The sequence below is a fragment of the Enterobacter sp. K510 genome (assembly GCF_055804875.1).
In genome coordinates this window covers 78,211-102,903 of the sequence record NZ_JBNRLQ010000010.1, presented here as the reverse complement: position 1 = coordinate 102,903, position 24,693 = coordinate 78,211, and the positions used below count along the sequence as shown (strand labels likewise).

Below are 24,693 nucleotides of genomic sequence, written 5' to 3'. Positions count from 1 at the left end.
ATCAGATATTTGTGAGGAGAACAGGCATTATGACACCTGAAATTGAGCTGAGAGTCCAGGCCTTCCGCCGCGCACTGGAGCTGGCTGCGGGTGAGCGAGCCAGTGAACCGGTGCCCTTTGCCTGGCATAAGGAGTTGGGGGCATTTCCGCTCGGTTGCTGTGAACTGGCGAGTCAGGCTCTTGTGAAGTATCTCAAAGACCATGACAAGACTCTGTTCCCTTATGTCATCGCCATGCAGTGGAATGAGGATGCTGATATCCACGGTCACGTCATAGTCGCACTAGACGGTGAATACATCGACCTGACCCTCGATCAATTTGAAGAGTATAAAGATTGGGTTGTGGCAGAGCCGATAGAGTCTTGCGGGCAGATAAGCTCCTTGCTGCGGAAGGTTCGCCATCTTAAAGGCTCAATCACCACGCGTAAAGTGACCCTGGATGTCATTCCTCACGAAGGCCATATACTGTATGGCTGGCTTAAAGCCACTGCCGACAACTTGCTTGCTGCGTCAGAACAGGATGGGAAACACAGCCGGATGCCTCAGCTGATATCTACGGATATCTTGCCTCAGTACCGCGCCGGAGCTGAGGTCGATTCGTCAGATACCGCCACTCAGGTCACTGAAAAGAAAAAACGGAAGACAATGACGCACGTGGGGATCATTACAGAATGCTACCAGCCCCGAGAAGTCAGGCTGCGGGCAACCGCCACCCAGTGGGTCAGTGAATGCGGCCTGCGCTTTAGAAAGACCACCGGCGCCGCGGTCGGAAGCGGCGTCTGGAGTGCAAACCGTCTTGATTTAAAGAGCATCCGGGAAATACAGTCTGAAGATTAACGGCCGTGACGCATCATTCCGTCGTGTCCGATCACCCCTCTGTTGAGCATGATAAAATAGCTGAGCTCCTGTTACGTGAGCATGGTGTCACCAGAAGCTGATAGGTTGCATTCCAGTGATTCGGTTGTGTGCGTAGGCTTACGATTTCTGGAAGATCGACTGTCTTCCAGCATTTTCTACGTTTAACATAATGCACGTTAAGCGCACCTAAGTTATTGATATATAGCAGTTTATATGGTGCGCGTTAATTTTTAACCTACCATGGGTCATTCACGGGTTTATGTCAGTATGCAGCTGCTAGGATGTAGCAAATCCCATCTTTTCTACGCTTTGGCATTTTAGTGGTTGTCACTGCGTCCGGCTTATAAGATCATACGTCGTTATACGTTGTTTATGCTTTAAGGAATCCGTGATGAGTGAGGCAGAAGCCCGCCCGAGCAACTTTATCCGTCAGATCATCGATGAAGATCTGGCCAGTGGTAAGCACACCACAATTCATACCCGTTTCCCGCCGGAGCCGAACGGCTACCTGCACATCGGGCATGCAAAATCTATCTGCCTGAACTTTGGAATTGCCCAGGACTACCGGGGACAGTGCAACCTGCGTTTCGATGACACCAACCCAGTAAAAGAAGACATCGAATACGTTGAGTCCATTAAGAACGACGTGCAATGGCTGGGCTTCAACTGGTCTGGCGATATCTGCTACTCCTCTGACTATTTCGATCAGCTGTACGCCTATGCGGTAGAGCTTATCAACAAAGGTCTGGCGTATGTTGACGAACTGTCTGCAGATGAGATCCGTGAGTACCGTGGTACGCTGACCGCGCCGGGCAAAAACAGCCCGTTCCGCGATCGCAGCGTGGAAGAGAACCTGGCGCTGTTCGAAAAAATGCGCGCCGGTGGCTTCGAAGAAGGCAAAGCCTGTCTGCGTGCCAAAATCGACATGGCATCGCCGTTCATCGTGATGCGCGATCCGGTGCTGTACCGCATCAAGTTCGCAGAACACCACCAGACCGGCAACAAGTGGTGCATCTACCCGATGTACGACTTCACCCACTGCATCAGCGATGCGCTGGAAGGCATCACCCACTCGCTGTGTACGCTGGAGTTCCAGGACAACCGCCGTCTGTACGACTGGGTGCTGGATAACATCTCCATTCCGGTGCATCCGCGTCAGTACGAGTTCTCTCGTCTGAACCTGGAATACACCGTGATGTCCAAGCGTAAGCTGAATCTGCTGGTCACCGACAAGCACGTTGAGGGCTGGGACGACCCGCGTATGCCGACCATCTCGGGTCTGCGCCGCCGCGGCTACACCTCTGCCTCCATTCGCGAGTTCTGCAAGCGTATCGGCGTCACCAAGCAGGACAACACCATTGAGATGGCGTCTCTGGAATCCTGCATTCGCGAAGATCTCAACGAAAACGCTCCGCGCGCGATGGCCGTTATCGATCCGGTGAAGCTGGTCATAGAGAACTATCCGCAGGGCGAGAGCGAACTGGTCTCCATGCCTAACCATCCGAACAAGCCGGAAATGGGAAGCCGTGACGTGCCGTTCAGCGGCGAGATCTGGATTGACCGCGCTGACTTCCGCGAAGAAGCCAACAAGCAGTACAAGCGTCTGGTGCTGGGTAAAGAAGTGCGTCTGCGTAATGCTTACGTCATCAAAGCCGAGCGCGTGGAAAAAGATGCGGAAGGGAACATCACTACCATCTTCTGTTCTTACGACGCCGAGACTCTGAGCAAAGACCCGGCCGACGGTCGCAAGGTGAAAGGCGTTATTCATTGGGTGAGTGCACACCACGCGCTGCCGGTTGAGATTCGCCTGTACGATCGCCTGTTCAGCGTGCCCAACCCGGGTGCTGCGGAAGACTTCCTGGCAACCATTAACCCGGAATCTCTGGTGATTAAACAGGGCTACGCTGAGCCGTCCCTGAAAGCTGCTGAAGCGGGCAAAGCGTTCCAGTTCGAGCGTGAAGGTTACTTCTGCCTGGACAGCCGTTACAGCACGGCGGAAAAACCGGTATTTAACCGTACCGTGGGTCTGCGTGATACCTGGTCGAAGATCGGCGAGTAAAAACGTTGCAGGGTCTATGAAAGACAAACGCCGCATAATGCGGCGTTTTTTTTAAGCTACGTTCACTGATTAGCAAACGGCACATCGTGTTCTTTCAAAAGCGGATGTACCGTCCCTGATCATAATCAGTGTAATCTGTTACGAATTCCCTTTGGGATGCCATTCATTTCCGTTTGTGGCGGAGTCGCCAGTTCTTGCTTCTTTGATTCAAGCTCCCTTTGTCTAAGGGTCTCGAATTTCTCCTTTTCAGACCGACACTTTTCATTAAGGTCGGCAAGAGTTTCTTCACATCTGTGGAGTTCATCTTTAAGAGACACTGTGAATTTTTGAATTTGTTCTATAAATTCAGGTAACACAAACTTCTCTCGCTCACCTTTGCGATAGACCAGTTCCTCAGGAGACCAGTTACGTTTACCCGTGAGCGTAAATCGCATTTCATTCTCGACTGATCTCACGCTAATTTGCATCCCCTGGTAACTGCCGGCAATCTGTTCAATTGGCCTTCCTTGTTCCTTACGCATTGTTACAGCGTCACGTATTGTGCTCATGATATGGCTGTTCATGGCATGTAAATCTGAAAGAGATGCATTAACCGGATCGTAAACCTGGCCAGCTATTGTGAACACTGGCGCATTTTCTTTCATATGTTCCAGTTCATTTGCCACGTTTTCTTTTTGGACCTGAGCATCCGCCACCTTCTCGTATAGAAGGTTCATTCTGCTGAAGAACCTCTCTTCTGAACCTGATTGCTTCTCGTTTTCTGCCAGAATTTCGCTAAAGCCGCTCATCACAGATAACTTCTGTTCTGACAAAAGCCGGTTAACACGTTCACGTGCCGGGCTACTAAAATCGGGGTCCGAGAGGGAGTAATAGTGGGCGGCCTGCTTTAAGTCCACAGTATGGCCATACATGCCGGTTTCAAAAAGCTCCCCGACTTTATAGCGGGCCTCATCATGGCCACCTTCAGCAGCTGCGTGCAACAGGTCAATTGCAGTTGTCGGATCAGCTTGAACACCGATACCGTCGAAATAGCAGAATGACAGCAAATATTTCCCTTCCATGCTCCCTGCTTCTGCCAGTTGCCGGACTGAATCAAACAAATGCAGATCCGAACAGTTACCTTCCTGCTGTCTTGAAAAGAGTTCATTCGCAGTAATTTCCATCGCTGCAATTTCTTCGTCAGTCAGTTTTCTCTGGGGGTCGGCCGACTGTACTTCGGTGAACATATCTGTTTGCAGCTTAGCGGATGTATCTGGCGCCGGCGGAACGCTTTCTGTGGCGACCAGACAAACAACAGATGGCAAAGGTAGTTCAACCTGGAGTATCCCGGCAGCTGCGATCGCTGATTTATCAGTAAGACGGCGTACCCATCGTCTGTCCTGGGATGGGGCGAAAGAAAAACGCCCCTGCTCACTGAGAAGCTTCATTACCCTGTATTCATCACTTCCTTTTTCAGGGCGGTTACTGAATTTAACCTGCAGGCGGTTCAGGTCTGTATTGTAAATGACTGACCCATATTTAAACGGAATAGTCAGATACGTGTCCTGGCTTTCTTCTGCAGGGTTTAATGTTTCGGCAGCCGCCATGTTATTTTCAGTTTCAGGGTCAGCGGTCCCGGTGGTGTCAGATGACATTACTACCGGGGTGTCAGGTGTAGCCGTTTTAAAAGCCATCTCCAGATTAACGGTTTCCACGTCGGTCGGTTGAGACTCTGGTGTGCTGTCAGGATTATTTTCCGTATTGGTGTGATCGTCGGTCTCTTCAGGCGGTTGGAAATCCAGTTCTATTAACTCTCCTTCTGCGGGCTCCTTGGCCGGGGCGGCCGCTACTGGTTTACTCTCAAAAGCTGCGCTGGACGGTTGCCAGGTCGAAATATACTCTTCATCATCCTGCATACGTTTGAGTTCCGCCATTACCTCTATGGAGTCCTGGCGAAGCGCATCAAGATAGGCTTTCTGCGGATAGTCACCACTGATAGCCTCCTTAGCAACATCCAGATCCTTTTTGAGACGCTCGATATTCGCGACACACCTTGATTCCGAATTTACTGAGTCGCTCAGAAGATTATCGAGTCGTACAAAGAGTCCGGTAGGACTGAACGAGTCGCCGGCACTATAGCGAATTTCCATCCCTTCGATGCTGAGTTTCTGACCATCAGCGCGCTCAATAACGAAGTGCGTATAAAGACCCTTTGCGTTTGAACCGGCTCTGACGCTCAACTTCAGGCCGCGATAAACGCCTACGTAAACCGGATCACGAACATCAAGCGCCATGTTGTCGACCGATTTACGCATTTTGTCTTTCAGGTAGGTTTCCAGCAGCTCAACTGCATTTTCGGGAAGCTTTACGTCGTCTGCTTTTCGCCAGTGGAACTTAGTAACGCCTGTATCAAGCCCCGATATCCCTTTATGCTGTTCAATGTAATGAAGGTCGTTGCGGATTGGCTCCAGTAGTGCTTCCAGCTCACTTATCTGCTGAGGAAGACGAGTAACGCTGGCTTCAAGTGAATGACGGCTACGCTGCCAGTTCCGGTACATCGTCTCTTGTTTTCGTTTGTCAGCGTCTATTTTCACCTGCAGGAAGATGAGCTGATTACCGGTGGCGCTGGCTTTCATTTCCGCTGCATTAGCCGCGTCGCCGGCAATATCCTCAATAATGCGGTCAGTCAGTGAACCGTTGCGGAATTGTTCAATGCCCCGCGCTTTAACCTCGATCGTTTGCCACATTCTGGCGTCGTAGGTTCGTTCTGTTGCGTAGCAGCATATCTCGAGCTCAAAGTTCTCTTTATCCTGCTCAAAGAACATGTTTCCCTGACGAATGCCGCGGCCATGGCGTTGCTCTAAATCTCTCGGGCGCCACGGGCAATCCAAGTCATGCAAGGCAACTAAACGACGTTGTACGTTGGTCCCTGCCCCCATTTTGGATGTAGACCCAATGAGAATACGCACGTCGCCGTTGTTAACCGAACGGAACAACTCCTGCCGCTTCTGGTCGTTCGTCGCATCGTGAATAAATTTAATTTCATTGGCGGGAATGCCGAGATCGATAAGCTTCTGACGCATATCGGCATAAACAGAGAATTTATCCGGATCGATACTCTCGCCCAGAATTTCATCCATCGAGAAGCTGTCTTCCGGTGCGGCCACTTCTGTTTCGGCATCATTGTTTGGCCTAGCGGTGAACTTACCTTTCGGCGTAGACAGATCGCAGAAAACCAGCTGTGTTCCTTTACGGTAAGTGTTCTCTTCCCATATTTTGTGAATACGACGGACAGCTTCGTTTACCTTACTGCCTTCGTCGTCCGGGGCGTGCGGGTCTACCAGGCGGAAGTCGAGTGCTGCGATTCTGGCATCATGAGTAACTTTCAGGGCGTTATCGATACGCGGATCTTTAGGCATGTTCTCCATGCGATAAATAATCGAGCCCGGATTCCAGTCTTTGATTTCACGGCCAAGGTTGTCCAGCGCGGGACGTCCGGTAGTGGCATCAATAACGGTCTCCATTTCCCCCATAAACTGAGCCTGGAGACGCGAGCGCGGGACTATCACTGATGTGGGTTTCCCACCCTTTAACTTCGGTACCAGACGTCCAGTACCGTCTGCCAGCGCCTGATTGGCTAAATCAGCATGGGTTACTACATCTGCGAATGAGCGGTACATGCGCATTAATTCAGGAACGTTCGTGAACTTGGCAAATCGGGCATTGAGGCGATAATTCACACCTGTTGCATCCAGCTCCCAGCCTGTTACTACCTGTCCGAATGTGGAGGACCAGCTGTCAAACGCTGCGATATTCTTGCTCTTAAGTTCATCGTACTGCATATAGCGTTGCAGGGTATAAAGCTCAGCAAGGGAATTGCTGATAGGGGTGCCGGTGTAAAAATACACACCTTTCCCATCGCGTTTCTTCTGGATCCAGCGACACTTGAGGAACAGGTCCATGGCTTTTTCAGAGCCCTGCAGGTTACCCAGGCCTGCAATACGCGTCTGTGACGTTACGATGGCCAGATTTTTAAATTCATCGGCTTCATCGACAAACAGCGCATCAACACCCAGCTGATCGAAGGTAAGTAGATCGTCCTTCTTGCCGGTGTCAGAGATTTTTTTGATTTTCTCTTCAAGCCGCTTTTTCTGCTTTTCCATCTGTTTAACAGACGGATCCCTTGAACCAAGCGACTGTTTGAAGTCCCTTAGCGACTGGCTGATATCATCAACCTGCTCTTTAAGGAATGCAGATTCATCTTCCGGGGACAGAGATAAAAACTTAAAGGAAGAGTGACCGAGAATAACAGCATCGAAATCACCGGTGGCTATCGTCGCGAAAAGCCGTTTACGGTTATCCTTTTCAAAATCGGACTGCTCTGCAACGAGAACGTTGGCGCCCGGGTACAGCTTATAGAACTCGTCTTTCCACTGGCCCAGTAAATGGTTCGGAACGATAACGAGAGGTTTGTTGACCAAACCCATACGCCGTTGTTCCATGATTGTCGCTATAGCAGTTAAGGTTTTACCGGCACCAACGACATGATCTCCCAGGCCACATCCCTCCTGGATGCCTCGCCAGATTGCATTTTTTTGGGTACCACGAAGCTTAATATCTCCACTTGCCTGAGGAAGAGTAAGATGGGAGCCATCGTAGGTTCCTGGTACATGGGTGTTGAACCTGTCGTTATATCGCCTTGCCAGCCTCTCTCTTCGTTCCGGGTCGGTCCATATCCAGTCAGTGAACTCGTTTGCAATTTGCTCGGCCTTTCCTTGAGCAGCAAGAGTTTCTTCCTGATTCACCTTGTAAATAGGAGAGCCGTCGTCATTGAAACCAGCAACGTCTTTGACTTGTACCGGGGTGTTGTTAAAGAGTCGGTCAAGAATCTCAAGGGCATCCATTCTTTGGGTGCCCCAGGTATTTTCGAGCAGATCTTTATTGCCCCCTTTGAATTTCGTTATCCATTTGCCAGCTGGAGGGACATAAAGAGCACTGCACTCTTTATCGGCGATGCCAAGGTGGCCAACGATAAATGCCTGAATATCCTTTTGCGGTAGCCAGGTGCTGACCAGTTGAACAGATATGTCGATGGCATCAATATCAGCAGGTAAGCTGGACAGGAGAGCTTCAGCACTTACCTGCAGCTCACTGAGCAAAAGGTCTGTGTCAACCGAGAGAAATTTTTCAGCTGCCTCTGGCTTGAATCTCTGACGCAGGAACGTATCACGAGTCTGTTCTGTTAACGCGTGGATGCCTTCGATAATCCCCCTGGTTCTTTCCAGTTTGAGCTTAACGTTACCGGAAAGGAATGTCTCTGCAGTCTCGTATTCAAGGGTTAATGGGTTTCTGTAAACCAACCCAGATAAATCCCTCAGAGCGACCTCAGGCTCGACTGAGGCAAGGTCTGAGATACGATCGATATCAACGCGGCCACTTTCGTTCAGGCAGATTACAAGCGCGTCTTTTACCGTTTCGGCCGAACGCTCAAGTGTGTTTGGCTTGTTAACGCGTTTAGTGAATATGGCTGCTTTTCTGGCAGAAGGCTTACGAGGGACAGTTCCTTCTTTATCAGCCATCACTTTGGTGACGCCCTTATCGTATTCTACTTCTAGCGACTGAAGTAAGGGATACGCGGGGTCAGTTTTGAGGACTCCCTTATTCGAACGGCTTGAAATGAAGTCATAATTCTTAACGTGCCGGTCATATAGCTTATTCAGTTCACGGCGCACTGCGTCCATTTCTGCCTGGGACGTTGTCTCCTGGGTTTCAAGTTGAATGAGTCGCATGAGGGTATCGCGAATTTTTATTGCGCTACGAATGCGATCGTTTTCTGCAGTGGAGCGAGGGACATAATATTCGTAGTCACCCTTGCCCAACATGTCGGGTTTTCGAATACCGATCTTATCGTCAGGGGTAACAAAGAAACTATCAACTTTGATACCAGTATCCGTGAAGTCCACCTCCGGGCGAGCGTCAGCAACTTCATCGTCCGCAACGGTTGTTTTTGATGTAAAACAGTTGCGCGGCAGGACTGAAAAACGGTTGTTGATCTCGGCTCTGAGATCCAGTCCCGACTCAGCTACGCATTGAGGTGAATGACCAAATGCATTCGATTCGAGCTGCATATTGCCGATAATTTGCTCGGGGTGGTTCACATACCAGGAGTTGACTTCGAATGACTCACCGGTTTTGGGACAACGCATGAACCCAGTATCCACCCAACTACGGTCTGGTTCTTCGCCGGGCCTGGCCTTCTGCAGGAAGACAATATCAGTTGTAACTTCCGTAAGCGCATTCTGGCGGAATGCGTTATTTGGTAAGCGAATGGCCCCAAGGAAATGAGCTCGGTCGGCAAGGTACTCCCGGTGGTCACTTTTCTTTGAGTCCATAAAGAATCGGCTAACCACCATTGCCGAAATACCGCCCTCCCGGAGAGAATCCAGGCTCTTGGCCATGAAAAAGTTGTGAATTGAAAAGCGGCTTATTGCAGGGTTTCGTGAATCGTTTACCCTGAAATCACCAAAAGGCGGGTTGCCAACAGCAATATCAAAGTATCCTTCAGGGGATCGGAAGTCCTCAAATCCTTGCTTTATCGTTGTAAATTTAGGATAAAGTTGGCGAGATATTCTCGATGATATTGAATCAAGTTCGTTCAGAGTCATTTCGGCTTTGAACGGAAGTTTACCTGCGAAGTGGCCTATCCCGGCTGCAGGTTCGAGAATACGAACACCATCGCCTACGCCAAGACGACCAAGGGCATCATAAATGCCATCAATAACCTCAGGAGCGGTGTAGTGGGCGTTGAGTGTTGAAGCGCGTGCCGCTTCATAATCGGCGGAAGGAAGAAGCTCTAATAACCTGTTGTATTCACTCTCCCAGTCCGTATTAGTTTCGTCGAAGGCCTGAGGAATGCCACCCCATCCTACATAACGGGCCAGAATGCTTTGTTCGGTCGGCGTTGCCTGGCGCTTTTCTGCTTCCAGTTTGTGCAGAAGTTCAAGCGCCGCAATATTATCCCTGTACTTTGTCTTGGCACCGCCGGCGCCAATATCTTGAACGCTGCTTAATCTGAAATTATCAGGTTGGTACTGACTCCCTGAAGCTCCAGCTGCTCCTGTTCGCTCATCCCCTGATTCGTGTTCTCTGCCAGGGCGTTGATCTCCTGGTCCTGTTGGTTGATCAGTGTCGAGTAAAGAACCAGGAATCCTTTCGCTTCCAGCATTTGCAGTTCCGCTGGCTGGTTCACCGCCCAACGGGCCAGAATTTTCCAGCCCTGGCTCATCAAGGAGCGATCTCTCTGAAGTTGTTTGATGGTCTCCGGTGAGAGAATTCTTGCTGCTGTGGTTGTGTGACTTTCGTTCCCGATTATCATTTGTTGGCTCCTCAACTTTTTTGGTCATATAACCCTCTTTATTCCAGTTGGTACGTATTAACTGGAATGATGAGGGTTAGTAGTTATTTAGTCAATGAAGCATGATGCAGGGTGCAGTCACTGATTGGTACCTGCATCTCTGGCATTCCTTCGCGTTCCCGGCAGAAAACGTGGACTTCTCCATTTTCTACAATGCTTGGCTTATCAATTAGCTCGAAAACGTCATCGTCAATTTTGACGTAAAACGTAACTTTTTGAATGCCAGCGTTCTGGGGTTCTTTGCTTGCAGTCTGCATGGGCGCTTTGATATCCGCATGCGGTGTACCGTTGTTATCAGTCTGCAGGGGCGCTTTGTTCTCCGGCTGCTGAGTACCGCTATTGTCATTCTGCAGGGGCGCTTCAATATCCGGCTGCTGAGTACCGCTATTGTCATTCTGCAGGGGCGCTTCATAATCCGGCTGCTGAGTAGCGCTATTGACATCCAGCTGGGGCTCTTCATTATCCGGCTGCTGAATACCGCTATTGTCATTCTGCAGGGGCGATTCATTAGCCGGCAGTTGAGTACCGCTATTTTCATTCAGCTGGGGCGCTTCGTTCTCCGGCTGCTGAGTGCCGTTATTGTCATTCAGCTCGGACGCTTTGTTCTCCGGCTGCTGAGTGCCGCTGCTGTCAGTCTGCTGAGCGCTCTTTCCTTTTATGGCTTTAAGGAACTCCTGAGCCTCACTACGACTCAGCTCACCTTTACTGCGAGCCTCATCTACCAGTTCGAGGCCAGATTCTCTCGATACGGCAAAAACACTGGTTATGATGTTCAGGGTCTCGATGTAAGTGACGATGCCATCTTCCATCAGGTTTCGAACCTCTTCAGGCATTTCCAGAAGCTTGAGGTGCTTTGAAACATACGCAGCGGGTCGTCCAATGCCTTCGGCTATCTGACCCGGTTTAAGATTAAACAGATCGCGCATATTACCGAGCTCTTCCGCCATTTCCATAGGGGTAAGAGGTTCGCGTTGATCGTTCTCTTTGATCTGTTCAAATCTAACTTTTAGCTGTTCAGGTGCCAGTTTTGCATCAGCAACTACTTCTTGTGGAACCACTTTTTTCTGGCGGTTAAGGATAATAGCCAGGACTGGTTCGTTATTTAAAACAGCTGCTCGCCAGCGCCTTTCGCCGGTTTTGATCTGATGCCGACCGTCTGCATCAGCTGGATAAACGGTTATGGCCTGAATTTGCTGGCGACCTTTCATTGAAGAAGCCAGGTTCTCAATGTTTATGAATTTTTTTCGAGCCTGGGCAACGCTGTAGACTTTTTCATGGGGTAGCCAGTCCAGAGTGAACTCTTCTTCCTTCTGCGTTGTACCGCGGATGAGCTGAGAGATCAGCGCATCCTTTTTTCCACCCCCGATGGAATCTTTGAAGTTCTTAGCCATGGATTCCTTCCTCTTCAACCTTAATACGGCGCAGTAATTCCTGAGACAGCTGGGTAAACTGCAAAGTCGTCTCAGACTTAGGTGCGTACTCGATCAGAGGAACACCGATAGCCTGTGACTCAACAATACTGGTTGCCAGTTTAAGAGCCGGAGAAAGCATCAGATCGCCATACTGTTCTTCCAGTAATTCGCGGTAGTTCTCCTGAATACGCAGCAGTTCGTTATCTTTCCTGCTGGTATAGGTGATTTTGTTGACAACGATACCCAGCAGCGTCAGATCGGTATTGAATACATTTTTCGTATTCATGGCCGTGCGCAGCTGATAGGTAATACCTTTCTTTGAAAATCTGGCGAGTTCGGTCGGGATAACAAGCCAGTCAGCAGAACGGTGTGCCGCTGCCAGAGCATTACCAAAGCTCGGTAATGTATCAAGAATTACCAGGTCAAAATCTTCCTGAAGCTTATTAATGCTTTCGTGGAAGTTGCTGATCACTGATTCCGGGTCACCAAGCTGAATGTCTGCAAGATCGAGGCTTGAACCTACCAGATAAAGGTTGTCGCTAATCTGTAAGGGGTTAACTGCAACATTGCTCTGGAACATGTTCCAGACGTGAGCAGGGCCCGGTGAAAATTCGTCCCCGTCCGGATCGGCGAGAATTTCAGAAGGGAAATCCTGGTCTTCACGGTAATATTGCTCAGTCAGGTTACCCTGAGGGTCCATGTCGATAACCAGAACCCTGTACCCCATATTGGCGAAAATTGACGCAATGATTGCGACAAGCGAGGTTTTACCGACACCACCTTTCTGCGAGCTGATCGATATGACTTTTTTCTTCGGGAAATAGAGACCAGCGTTATTGCGGTCCAGCTCATGGCCAGAAATGTTTTCAAGCTTGTGCCAGACCTCAGCTGGCATTTCACGATACCCCTTAGTACCTGGCGCCGCTACATAGCTCAGGATTGAGCGTTCAGTGATCCCAAGAGCTTTTGCCAGAGCCTTCCAGGTCATACCGTTGGAAAGCTTGAGGTTACGAAGAGCCTGTTCCTGTGCTGAAATCATTACGTTGAATCCTTATTAAACTTAGCTGTATGCCGCCAGTGTGAACTGGCGACAGACTTAAAATTTTCGTATACGAAATTTTGGGTGAGGGGTTAGCCAGCGGTGGCCATGTTGCGTGAGCGTCGTGCATTCATACGCTGAAGAACAAGGTCACGTGAGGGCTTAGCACCGAAAAACTGAGTGAGCTGTGCGTTAGTCATCACCGGGCACCAGGAACGGCTTTTATTGTCGCGGGAAAGTGCTACAATCTGAGACAGTTTCATTGAAATCTCCTTCAGTGAAATTTGACGAGAAGAGTTCTTGGCGGAGGTCTTCTTGTCAGTGTAGTTAGTGTGTAGTTGATGTTTTACATACTACACACTAACTACACACACCGCAAGGCTAACTACACTCAAATTTTGTCTTACTTCACAACTTTTTTTGCTACTCCCCTACTTTCAAATACTTACCCGCTTAGTTTTGTGAATCTACGACCGGCAAACTAATATTTTCGGCGCCATAAACCTTCCGGATTGTGTTGATCAGCATGTCAGAACGCTGAATGCTGTCGCAGATAAAAAGAAGGAATCGCTTATCCAGTTTGTAGTACTGAGCAACAAATGCGCGTATCTCACGTGTTGAAAAATCACGTCGAAGATGTACGAGAAGCGTATCTTCAGCAACCGTATCGGCGCAGCTCACTCCTTTACTGGCAAAGAATTTATGAACCGTTTCTTCTACTACAGGTAAAACAACTGGGGACGTGCCAACCCAACCGCTTGGCGAGCAAATGAATGGCAGCGGTTCCGGGCTGGTATCGGTTTTTAACAAAAACACCTGGATAGTTGTTCCAAAATCGGTCATTTTTTTGGCCCTTTTCGCTTTGCCGGTGCCTTTTTGTCACTCTTCACCAGCTCTGGTTTCCCCTTTACGTCATTAAAAGATTTCTTACATTCGGGGTAACCGGTACAACCCCAGAAGAAATCACCATCTTTCTTTTTAATACGGCGAAGGATTTTCCCGCAATCCGGGCATTTGGGAATAACCTTATCCAGATTAATAGTGGCCAGATCCCCAGTAAAAATTTCCCGCAATTTTTCCACCATTTCAGATCGGAAACTATCAAGCGATAATTTTCTGTCCGCAATAGCTTCCAGCTGCTGTTCCATATACGCCGTGTTCTCCACGCTTTTTACAGCTGCAGGAAGAATCGTGAGAACAGCCTTTCCTAACTCCGTAATCCGGATTTGTTTGCCCTTTTTGACTACGTAGTTGCGGTCAAACAACGTTTTAATAATCGCTGCCCGGGTGGCATCCGTACCGATCCCACAGGTATTTTTCAGCACCCGCTTCATATCAATATCTTTAACAAGAGACGAACAGTTCGTCATAATCGCGATAAGCGTGGCGTCAGTGTAATACCGCGGTGGCTTCGTTTTTTGCTTCAGGATCGTAAGAGAATCAAAGATAACTTCAGTTCCGGCTGGAAGCTCAGGAATCTCCTGCGAATCTTCGTTTTCGCCAGCGTCTTCGTCATTCGCTGGACGTAAGTACTCAAGCCAGCCAGGGTTTGTCAAAGTTGACCCCTTGGCCATAAAGATGTCGTTGCCTTCGGAGGAATGAATTTCCAGAGAGACTTTCCGGTATTCAGCCGGTGGCATGAACTGGATGATGAAAGAGTCGCGAATGAGGGTATAAGCCTTCAGCTCGTCGCCAGTGAGTTGGGTTAAATCACAACGATGACTGGTTGGTATCAGACCATAGTGGGCACCTACCTTGCTATCATCCCAGGCATCCGAGCGCAAAGATGTGTCGAGGCCGTCAATGGTTTCGGAAATTGAAGGGTCCATCGCCTTAAGCGAATCAAGCGTCGCCTGCAGGTTTTCAAGTTCGCCGGTCGGAAGATAACGGCATGACGTTCGCGGGTAACTCACCAGGTGGTGTGTATCGTAAAGAGCCTGAAGTAAGCTCAGCGTCTTCTCTGGAGAGAAACCGAATTTGTTAGCGCATTCAATTTGTGCTTCTGAAAGGTTGTATGGAAGGAAAGGCTTCTCGCTGGCATTGTTGGCGGAACAACGAACAACTGTCCCTGACGCGCCCTTAAGTTTTTTCTCTCTTTCTTTCGCAGGCTCAATATCGAGAAGTAATTTTTCGGGATTTAGCAGATCTCCAGGTACCAGCCACTGACCGCTAAATGAAGTTTCCGCAGCAGTAAAAGAGGCTTTAAGACGGTAGTGGTCCTTACTGACGAAATTAGCGATCTCCTCTTCCCGTACACCAATGATGTTAAGCGCTGCGCTTTGCACCCTTCCTGCCGACAGGACAGCATTCATTCCCTGCTGCTTGCCCAGAATTGTAGCCATACGGGTTAAGTTCATCCCGTATAACCAGTCTACTTGTGCCCGCGCCAGGCCTGCATAATACAGAGGCATACCAGTGGTGCCGTCAAAGGTAGAATTCACGGTTTTTTGGAGCGAGGCTTTGTCCATTGCGGTGATATTCACCCTGTGTACTGGTTTCGTATAGTTGCAATAAACCAGTAGTTCTCGACCAATCACCTCCCCTTCGCGATCAAAGTCAGTGGCAAGGACGATTTCATCAGCCTGCTCGATCAGCTTTTTGACTTTAAAGAACTGACTTTTGGCGGCTTCGAAATTCGTAACAGCTTTGCGCCATTTCTCCGGCACGATAGGTAATGTTTTCAGATCCCAGGTTTTGAACTGCTCGGAATACTCTTCAGGTTGAAAATCCCGAAGCAAATGACCGAAGGCCCAGGTGAATTTGATATTACCGTCCGCAGAAATGTATGCACCTTCTGCATGGCTTTTATTGCCAGAAAATCCCATCGCGTCGGCAAAGGCCGCTGCAACCTTCGGCTTTTCAGCAATCCAGACTACCAACTTTCCCATCATTTATCCTTGGTTGTACTGTAAGGTTAGTTCCGTATAATACGCATTATGTGTAATTTTTAAAAGTGGGTGTTTTATGGCTAATGATGGTCAGGGAAGCAGCTCTGATGACAGCATGTGGATCATGTTCATTATGATTTTCATAATTTTCGGTCTGCCGGTGATCATTTGGAATATGAATCACACAAAGTTCAGCTACTGGGGATTGTTTTTTGCCTGGAAGCAGCTCGCAATTGTTGACTGGCCATTCCTGCCCTGGGTGCAGGAACTGAGGGCAGAAATAGCCGCTCAGGCAGCAAGGCCGTCAGTGGTTTCGTTCGTGGATGTTTTCTGGAGGATGACACAGGCAGGCGTTATCTGTGGCTGGCTACCGGTTATGGTAACCGTCTATACGATAAGAACAACGATACGCCATCGTTCTGAGAAAATCCGCAGGGCAATCACGGTTAATTCATTGCCAGAAATAATGTCGGTGCACTGCCCTGCTGTAATTCCAGTTGGATACTATGGTGATCTGATGAATGAAAATGTTCCCGGCCAGGAAAGTCGAGAACATCCAGCAGAATATGCAAGACGTAACAAACTTATCAGCAATAATGAGCTAGATGTTGAGAAAACCCGTTCAGTGCTACTGAATCAACTCGGTAGCAAGATTCAAACGCTTGCTGATCTGACCATATATGAGCAAGCCCTGTTTGCTATTTTTGCAAGCCGTGTCTTTGATACTTTCGAAAATAACTGGAAAGCTCAGGATATGCTGGACAGGCTTAACCGTTCTTGTCATTCGGGAAAATGGAAAGGAATGCCAGGCTATCCCGATTTCTCTGTTATTAATTCGGAGATAAAAAACTATATGAATGTTCCTGAAGCGAAGGAACTTATTCAATATTTCCAGTACAGCTCAACATTTCTTCATATGCTCCATTTAAAAGCGATGGAGCGAGGAAAGCTCGTGAGCTCTAACTTCCGCTGGTTAAAAGGCATCGACAGAGGCCTGTGGTATGTACTCAATGCCACTGGCCGAAGGGTTCCCTGCATAGAAAGTCTGATACAAATTCAAACTTATCGCACTGAGCACCTTGCATGGAAACAAGGGTTGAGACTGGTAGACCCACCTGTTGACCAATGTATCGACGCTTTGCGCTTAGTTCTTATTAAAGAAGGTGTACTGCCAAAACCGGCTGTACCAGTTGAAAATAATTCCTCTGAGGAAACAGATAATGTCTAAATTTACTGAGGCCATGAACATTCTGTTCGCAAAAAAGAATATTGTTTTAGGCAATACATCTTTCGAACAAAAAAGTGAAGATGTACTACAGCTTTGTGATGGGGGTAATCGTTGGAGCATAGACCCTTCTGAACTAGGTGTTATTTATGTCAACGAGAATATTGGTGATATTTCAGAAAGCCAGTTGGTTATTGGTTTTGCAGGTAACAGTTCGGTACATGTTTATCTTAAAGATAGCTATGAGTTAAACGAAAAAAAATTAAACTATCTTTTAGATCTAAAACGAAATGGTTGTAAAAAAGGGTTTGCGTCGAAAATTGGAGTCGCGGGTCTCTTAACAATCACAAATTCTATACTTGTCCTTTTAACGGCCATGATGCTGTTTAATACCGCAACCGGTAGCGAAGGGCATAAAAGGATAGATGATACCGTTACCCCAAATCACACGGTTGCATCAGAATCAACTGGTGGCGTTCCGATTACTCAAAATCAGCCCTCTTCTGCGACGCTAAATTTGAGCCCTGAGCAGCAACTACGTGCTCGTAATGAGCAGCTGACCCAACCTAATCCTGAACTGGCAGCACTCCTTCAAAAAGGCGTCAATGCCGGTGATTACTCATTCACCCTAGGAGATCCGTTAAAGCAGACGGATAAAGGGACTTTGTATGTGTTTTCCGACCCGCTTTGCCCGCGATGCCAGGATCTTGAGCCACTATTGGAAAAGCTGTCAGCTGATTATCGAATCCAGGTATTTCCGGTTTCGGTGATAGGTAATTCTGCCACGATTGAGGCTTCTTCTCGTCTGGTTAAATCGGTGTTGTGTGAAGCGCCGGAAGCTCGTTCAGCGGCCTGGCAGAAAATCATGCGGGACCCAAATGCGTCAACGGCAGATTGTGAGGCAGGACCGATCGCGCTGAAAAATAACATTGATACTTTCCACGCCTACAATTTTATCGGAACGCCAGCGCTTGTAAGAGCCGATGGGGCATCATTTGACCTCACGAAGAGAAAAAGTGCTGAGTCTGTTACTCATTGGTTAGATGAGGCCGCGAAATGAATATCCCGGTCTCTATCCTTAATGGGATAAAAGACAATATTCAGCTTTCTGAGATCATTGGAGAGAAAGTTAAGCTTCTGAAAAAGGGAAAAGTCCATAAGGGACTTTGTCCCTTTCATGATGATAAGAACCCATCATTCGTTGTGGATGATTCGAAAGCACGCTTCCGGTGCTGGGGATGCGGTGAATCAGGGGATGTTTTTGACTGGTTAAAGAAGACCGAACATGATCATTTCCCTGGCGCGGTCCGTAAACTCGCAGCCCGGATTGGAATGACTATTCCAGAGACAGAACAGAGTTCGGAAATAACCGATAAGTCTATGTTTAAGGTTTTGTATGCAGCACAAAACCTATATACCGGTGGATTGAGTCGAAATCCACCGGCTGCCGACTATTTAAAATCTCGCGGTATAACAGACAAAACCTGCAAGGAGTGGGGATTGGGTGTTGTGGCAAGTGGGATAGCACCCTCTTTGTTGAAACGGTTTACCCAGGAAGATCTCCTGGGGACGGGTATTACGGCGATATCAGGCGATGGAAGTGTGTATGAACGCCTGCGCCAACGAATCACCATTCCCGTGTATTCGGTTAGCGGAAGACTGACCGGATTTTCCGGTCGCAAAATCCACTCTTGGGACTCCTCCCCGAAGTATCTGAATCCGCCACAGACCCCATTTTTCAATAAGTCACGGCTACTTTTTGGCCTGAATAAGGCGTCTGCCTCTATTCGCAAAACCGGCACCGCCGTTATCGTTGAAGGCTATTTTGACGTTATCGCCCTGCACCAGGAGGGTGAGTCTCGTGCTGTGGCCGGAATGGGTACAGCGATAACAGTCGAGCAGCTGATGATCCTCTGTAAGATGGCCACCAGGCTCTATTTCTGCATGGATTCTGATAAAGGTGGTCGCGCAGGTATACGTCAACTTCTGCCTCGTTTGCTGGATGTCATATCAGATCGCCATGACGTCTTCTTCCTGTTTATGCCCGAGGGAATGGATCCCGATGATTACATTCGAACGAACGGATTGTTGTCCTGGGAGAATGCTTTGGTTGCTGCGGTACCGTTGAGTTCTCTTTTACTGCAGTACGCCACACGCAACTACAAAATCGAAACTATTGAGCAGAAGAAACAAGCAGCTGTAAGGGCTGAGGAGGTCTGCCGTTCGATTAAACATGCTCCCTATCTTCGCCAGTTACTCGTTGATGCCTTCCGTAAGGAATGCGGAATTACGCTAAATCTAGAGGATAATTTATGAGCCAACACGAAATTGACTCCAGTAAATTACGGAGAGACACGCGTTCATTTGAGGAGAAAGTCTATGAATGGCTTCTCGATCTTAACAATGTCCGCCTGCTGCTGATAGGCAGAGTTGTCTTGCAGATTCTTTTGCTCGCTATCTGGCCCGTTTCGCTTATCACCTCGCTCATCTTCTGGGCCATTTTACTGGACAGAAAAACACGGGCCCCAATGCGTATTCCTAAAGACGTGGGTGGATACGACATTTCTGAGTATTACACGATAAGGACTGAATGGAAGACCTGGATATTCCGGGGAACACGCGAAAGAATTAAGTATGCAACCGCAGGGGGCATACTCTATTGGGGAGTCTTACGGACAAACAAAAAATACCTCATGGGAGCTGAGATCTGGTCCACTAACAGTGACTGCCGAACCCACGTATTTCTGGCAGGTACAACAGGCTCGGGGAAATCTGAATCACTTTATGGCATGGTCTATAACTCGCTGTGCTGGGGTTCAGGAGCTGTGTATGCGGATGGCAAAGCAGACATCAGTTTGCCTTTTACTATCTGGTCTTTGTGCCGACGTATGGGGCGGGATGACGACTTCCTCCATCTCAATTTGTTAACTGCAGGGCGTGACCCTTACCTCGATCTTCTGGAAGAAGAAAAATATCGCCGTATGGGCGAATCCTACTTTAACCCTCAGAACGGCGCCCGATCGAACTCACTTAATCCATTTTTCTCCGGGACCGCAGATTTTCAGGTTCAGCTAATGACTTCCCTGCTTCCAAAGGCAGACGGAAGTGGAGCCCAGTGGCAGGAGAAGGCTGTTAACCTGGTAGATGCCATCATCAGATGTCTGCGTTATAAACATTTGCGCGGGGATCTTACCTCCGGCATCCATGCCATTCAGAAGTATCTTGGCCTTGAGGATTTGCTGACACTCTACAAGGAAGGGGAAGCCGGACTTTTACCTTATGCCGCATACTCGCCTATTGCGAACTACCTGAAAACCGGTTTGTCGTTTGACTTCAGCCTCATTGACGAACCACAAAAATGGAATTCAGAAGTAAGAACCCAACATGGTTATCTTACCTCTCAGTTCCAGCGTACTCTGCAGATGATGATCGAGTCATACGGCTTCGTCTACAACGTTAAGCATCCTGATATTGATCTTAGCGATGTGTTACTTAATAACCGGGTGCTGGTTATCTCAATACCCTCTCTGGAAAAATCCTCTCAGGAGGCTGAGGCGCTCGGGAAGCTCGTGCTCAGCTGTATACGGTTAATGATGGCCGAAAACCTCGGTACAAAGTATGAGGGCACTAAGGCCGAGATACTTCAGGCCAGGCCAACATCTTCGCCGGTACCGTCGATAATTATTACGGACGAACTTGCTTATTATTATGCTTCCGGTCTGGCTGTCATGTACGCCCAGGCGCGATCGCTTGGCTTCATGATGGTTGCGGCCGTTCAGGACATCCAGGGACTGAAAAGAGGTTCTGCAGGTGAGGAAACGGCTTCCTTGCTTGCCAATACGAAGTTCAAATACTGCCTGGCTCTGGAAGACGGTGATGATACTTTCTCGCTGATTCAAAAGGTGTCCGGTGAGGGATATTTTTCAACTCTTTCTGGGTTTGATTATCAGTCGGGTACTGTCGGTTCCTGGTCGGCGAGAAAGGATTTGCGTGTTGAGTCACGAAATCGCATCAGCATTACAGACGTTAAGAGATTAAATTCAGGTGAAGGCTACTTAATCTTCAAAGATTCGTTAATCGAGATGGCGGCCTTCTATATCCCGGATAATGAAAAGCATACGAAACTTAGCCCACGAATTAACCAGTTTATCGAAATAGACCCTCCAGTATCGCTCGAAGGGTACAAAACGGAAAAAATCATCGCTTCGTCAGATATTCCTCTGGCCCCCCTTCTGCTTGCCGGCATCACGGCCGCTAATACCGATTGCTCGATTAATGGCGCCATTGCCGATGTTGAGTATCAGATCGAGGAAGAACTGCGTAGCAGTTATAGCGACGACACCGAAACCTTCACTGTTTCCAAATCACTGACCCTTGAAGGTCAGAAGAAAAGGCTACTTCAGGCGGCATTGACCGCCATGCGCGAAGCAGCATAACTCATTAATTAAGGAGAAAGCATGGCTACTCAATTCACCGTAGGATTTAATGATTTTCAGCTTAGAAAAGGTATCAAGGAGCCATTTATCTGGAACCTGGGGCAGCTGGCAAATGGCCATGTTGGTATTACCGGTACATCAGGTTCAGGCAAAACTTACCAGATTCGCCGGTTCGCTGAGGCATTTGCTTCAGATCCGCAAACGCGAATTTCTATCTTTGATTACCATGGCGATATCGAAATTCCAGGCGCCAGCGAAGTCCTTTTCAGTGAATCGACCCGTTATGGCTATAACCCGTTTGTGGTAAACCCTGATCCACATTACGGCGGTCTGCGTAAATCGGCGAATCATATCATCGATATCATGAGCACGAACCGCAAGCTGGGTGAACAGCAGGCAGCAGTGTTACGCCAGCTGGTAATGGATTGCTACGCGCTTAAACGCATGTATCAGGAAAAACCGGCCAGCTGGGTGAAACGTAATGCCCCAGAATCGGAGTGTCAGGATCTTTATAATAAACGTGAATGGAGTGCACTTGCGCAGTGCTACCCGACGCTCACCGATCTGGAGCGACTTATTGCCAAGAAGCTCAAGAGCGGTTTATTTGGGCTCGATGAGAACAATCAGGCTAATCTGGCACTCAGGGGTTTTGAGGGCTTTATGCGGGCCGCCAGGGCGCTGGATAAAGCGAAGGAAAGGAATATCAGGGAAGATACAGAGAAGACACAGCAGGCGCTGGAAAAAGCGAAAGAGAATGCCCTTAAGGAATATGAAAATGCACTGAATCAGACGCGCACGGGGTCCGAGTTTGATGAAATTCTCAAATATGATTCAGTAGACACCCTGCGCTCTCTCTCAACGCGGCTGGAGAACGTTAAAGCATTAGGCCTGTTCAACGCAAACGAACCGCCATTTAGCGGTCGTATCCAGCGATACAATATCAAACCTTTAGCCAGCTCAGAGGATGAGCTGAAGATGTTTGTTTACAGTCGTATGATGGCCATCTTCCATGAGGAAATGCAGCGTGGTGAGAGTCATGGCAAGGTTCGCCACGTCATCATCCTCGATGAGGCGAAAAAATTCTGCGATGAAGAAAGTTCGAACCCAATAAACATCATCGCTAACGAAGCACGAAAATTTGGCATTTCACTGGTGCTGGCCAGCCAAAGTCCAAGCCATTTCAGTGAGGATTTTATCAATTCAGCCGGCACACTTCTGGTCCAGAACATGGCTCCTGGTGACTGGCAGCGCGCAGCGAACAAACTTCAGATTGAGAAATCAAAGCTCGAATATCTTAAGCCAAGGGAAACAGCCTTGCTGAAGCTCCAGCGGGTGGGTGAGCGGATCAATTGGTTCCAGGTGAATCTGAAAGAAGCTGCATAATGGTCCAACGAAACCCCGGTAACTCCGGGGTTGAGTGTTATCAAATCAGCATTATTCCCACACAATTTTCGTGTTCTGATTGAAGCGGCAGCTCGCACTGACAAGTCTGGCTTTAACCTGATCTATTCTTATACTTGCCACTGTCAGTGTCGGGGAGGCATTGGGCTTTATGGAATGAATAATCACAGAGTCGCGGAAGCGGCCAAGATGATTCAGCATTTCAGGGAGGAACAGTGGATTATCAATAAGTGCCTTTTCAAAGCTGCCGTGCATTTTTATGCTGCTAATAAGTTCCGGGCTGCTTTCGGATATTTCATGAGAAAGTGGCACCTGTCTTGCCTTGGTCAGTTGTTTGAGATTTATCATCATTCCCGGAGGAGGGCTTTCGGTCTCAGTAAATTCACTGCATGAAAGCGTGAAATCAACAATTGTGTATCGTTTTCCTAGGGAGTCTGCAATTTCTTTAACAGGCTTGAACCCCTTTGTTTGAGCAAAACTTCCGAAATATCCGCTCAGAAGGCCGGGGATACCGGTCGCCAAAGTAGTATCTCTGAGATTTATCACTTCTGGTTCGACTTCAGTGTCATAGAAGAATGCTGTGGTAAGCTTGATAAGCCTTTGTCCATCTTGTTTCATTTGACGTCTCCGCGGTCAATATTTTATATGCTTGTGTTACGGATAATACATATTGAATGGAATTATTCAATAAATTACCGCCACACACAAACAAGATCTTACGTTCGGCTGCAGTGTTACGTTTAAAACAAAAGAGATAGATACGTCTCAGACGTTTAGGTAAGGGGAACAGGTCAGATGTGATATTAGGAATATGACTTAAGGCAAATGTAATAACGTTACAAGGCTCAAGATTTTTTTTAAAAGGGCACTTCAGCAGGCTCCAGACTCCAAAGTAAACTATCCCCGCTTATCGTTTGATTTCGCGGGGCAGGAATAGTTTACAAATGGCTATTTTGCATCCCCTTTAACTTTTTTCTTGCTGGCTTTCTCCTTCATAGCTTCTTCTCCAGCTTCAATGACTGTTTCTGACTTCTGAGAAATTTTTCTCATTAGAAACAGGAGATCTTTACCTTTTGCCCCCGTACGCTTCAGGGCCTGAGCGTAGGCTTCAATGTCACGCTGCGCGGAGTTTTTATCCATGATCCGGTACGTTCCAGGAATGGACATACCAAATAGTCGAGCAAACTCTTTCTTGTCACGAGTGTTGTTAGCAAAGCCCAGTTCATTGAACAGGCCTACATAGTCAAAGCTTGGCGCGACTGGAATGGTTTCGGGGAACTGCGTATAAATATGGAAAAGGTTGAGGATCCTTGCGTTGGTGATAATTTCATCATTGCGTACCAACGACTCCCACTTGGCTCGTTGGATGCCGAAACACTCGGCTGCAGTACCAACGACGAAGCCGTGGTCATAGCGCCAGCGCTCAAGATCCTTCCCAGTGACAATCTCTTTTGCCATTTAATCCTCTTATCAGCTAATTTTTAACTGGTATTTACGTTTGGTACGTATAAAATGTAAGCGTTGCAACAACAGATCCGGTTATTCAACCATACATTCAACAATATAACTATCAGCTTACCATGAAAATTCAAAAGATAATCATCATAGCAGGCCTACTGATTTCGTCTTGTTCTTATGGTGCTTCCTGCCGGAGTGGAACAGCAGCCGCAGAGGGTGCTCAGAGTGCTTACGAATCAGCAATCGCGAAGATTAATTCTGAAACAGATGCACTCAAGAACTCATCCGAGGTGATAGGAACGTGCATTAGCGCCGTCACCGGCGTTGTAACGATGCCTACGTTCCCTGACCTTGGATCAATCTGGTCAGACATAATGAACCAGGTTTGTAAGACTGCTTCAGATAAAATCTCCGACTCATACAATGACGTTATTGGAGGTATCAACAATAATATTAGCGACCTAATGAATGGTGTTAATAATACGGTTGATTCCAAAGTAAATGATGCTAAGGATAACGTAAAAA

The 24,693-nt window shown here is 48.1% G+C and carries 14 protein-coding genes; 7 read left to right on the top strand and 7 right to left on the bottom strand.

Annotation, left to right across the window (positions count from 1 at the left end; translation table 11 throughout):
- Positions 1-29: 29 nt before the first annotated feature.
- A complete protein-coding gene (locus ACQUTD_RS17400; RefSeq protein WP_233100247.1) occupies positions 30-836 on the top strand; it encodes a hypothetical protein in 807 nt (268 codons plus the stop codon).
- A gap of 412 nt (positions 837-1,248) precedes the next feature.
- A complete protein-coding gene (glnS, locus tag ACQUTD_RS17395) occupies positions 1,249-2,916 on the top strand; it encodes a glutamine--tRNA ligase (RefSeq protein ID WP_045336875.1) in 1,668 nt (555 codons plus the stop codon).
- Between the two features lie 125 nt (positions 2,917-3,041).
- Here the strand turns inward: glnS and ACQUTD_RS17390 are convergent, their stop codons facing one another.
- The 5 genes from ACQUTD_RS17390 to ACQUTD_RS17370 form a co-directional block, all read right to left on the bottom strand.
- Positions 3,042-10,298: an SNF2-related protein gene (locus ACQUTD_RS17390; RefSeq protein ID WP_473277362.1), complete on the bottom strand. Its 7,257-nt coding sequence runs from the start codon at positions 10,296-10,298 to the stop codon at positions 3,042-3,044.
- Positions 10,299-10,353: 55 nt separating this feature from the next.
- Positions 10,354-11,700 carry a ParB/RepB/Spo0J family partition protein gene (locus ACQUTD_RS17385; protein WP_106672307.1) on the bottom strand — a complete coding sequence of 449 codons (1,347 nt, stop codon included), beginning with the start codon at positions 11,698-11,700 and terminating at the stop codon, positions 10,354-10,356.
- Positions 11,693-12,760: a ParA family protein gene (locus ACQUTD_RS17380; RefSeq protein WP_045336881.1), complete on the bottom strand. Its 1,068-nt coding sequence runs from the start codon at positions 12,758-12,760 to the stop codon at positions 11,693-11,695. The genes ACQUTD_RS17385 and ACQUTD_RS17380 overlap by 8 nt, the downstream gene beginning before the upstream one ends.
- A gap of 453 nt (positions 12,761-13,213) precedes the next feature.
- Entirely contained in the window at positions 13,214-13,603 is a 390-nt protein-coding gene (locus ACQUTD_RS17375) for a hypothetical protein (RefSeq protein WP_045336883.1), read from the bottom strand.
- On the bottom strand, positions 13,600-15,651 hold the full coding sequence (locus tag ACQUTD_RS17370) for a DNA topoisomerase 3 (protein ID WP_473277361.1): 2,052 nt from the start codon (positions 15,649-15,651) through the stop codon (positions 13,600-13,602). Before ACQUTD_RS17370 ends, ACQUTD_RS17375 begins: the two co-directional genes overlap by 4 nt.
- 73 nt (positions 15,652-15,724) lie before the next feature.
- Between ACQUTD_RS17370 and ACQUTD_RS17365 the strand changes: the two genes are divergently transcribed.
- Genes ACQUTD_RS17365 through ACQUTD_RS17345 form a run of 5 tightly spaced genes read left to right on the top strand, consistent with a single transcriptional unit; the run spans position 15,725 to position 22,692 of the window.
- Positions 15,725-16,876, top strand: a complete 1,152-nt coding sequence (locus ACQUTD_RS17365) for a secretion/conjugation apparatus DotM-related subunit (protein WP_106672304.1) — start codon at positions 15,725-15,727, stop codon at positions 16,874-16,876.
- Positions 16,869-17,933, top strand: a complete 1,065-nt coding sequence (locus ACQUTD_RS17360) for a DsbC family protein (RefSeq protein WP_106672302.1) — start codon at positions 16,869-16,871, stop codon at positions 17,931-17,933. Before ACQUTD_RS17365 ends, ACQUTD_RS17360 begins: the two co-directional genes overlap by 8 nt.
- Positions 17,930-19,189: a DNA primase gene (gene dnaG / locus ACQUTD_RS17355; RefSeq protein WP_106672301.1), complete on the top strand. Its 1,260-nt coding sequence runs from the start codon at positions 17,930-17,932 to the stop codon at positions 19,187-19,189. The genes ACQUTD_RS17360 and dnaG overlap by 4 nt, the downstream gene beginning before the upstream one ends.
- A complete protein-coding gene (locus tag ACQUTD_RS17350; protein ID WP_063425332.1) occupies positions 19,186-21,309 on the top strand; it encodes a type IV secretory system conjugative DNA transfer family protein in 2,124 nt (707 codons plus the stop codon). The genes dnaG and ACQUTD_RS17350 overlap by 4 nt, the downstream gene beginning before the upstream one ends.
- Positions 21,310-21,330: 21 nt before the next feature.
- Positions 21,331-22,692, top strand: a complete 1,362-nt coding sequence (locus tag ACQUTD_RS17345) for an ATP-binding protein (RefSeq protein WP_045336890.1) — start codon at positions 21,331-21,333, stop codon at positions 22,690-22,692.
- A gap of 51 nt (positions 22,693-22,743) precedes the next feature.
- Here ACQUTD_RS17345 and ACQUTD_RS17340 read toward each other — a convergent pair whose 3' ends face one another.
- Positions 22,744-23,328 carry a hypothetical protein gene (locus tag ACQUTD_RS17340; RefSeq protein WP_045336892.1) on the bottom strand — a complete coding sequence of 195 codons (585 nt, stop codon included), beginning with the start codon at positions 23,326-23,328 and terminating at the stop codon, positions 22,744-22,746.
- Positions 23,329-23,658: 330 nt separating this feature from the next.
- On the bottom strand, positions 23,659-24,168 hold the full coding sequence (locus tag ACQUTD_RS17335; protein ID WP_045336894.1) for a hypothetical protein: 510 nt from the start codon (positions 24,166-24,168) through the stop codon (positions 23,659-23,661).
- Positions 24,169-24,693 lie beyond the last annotated feature (525 nt).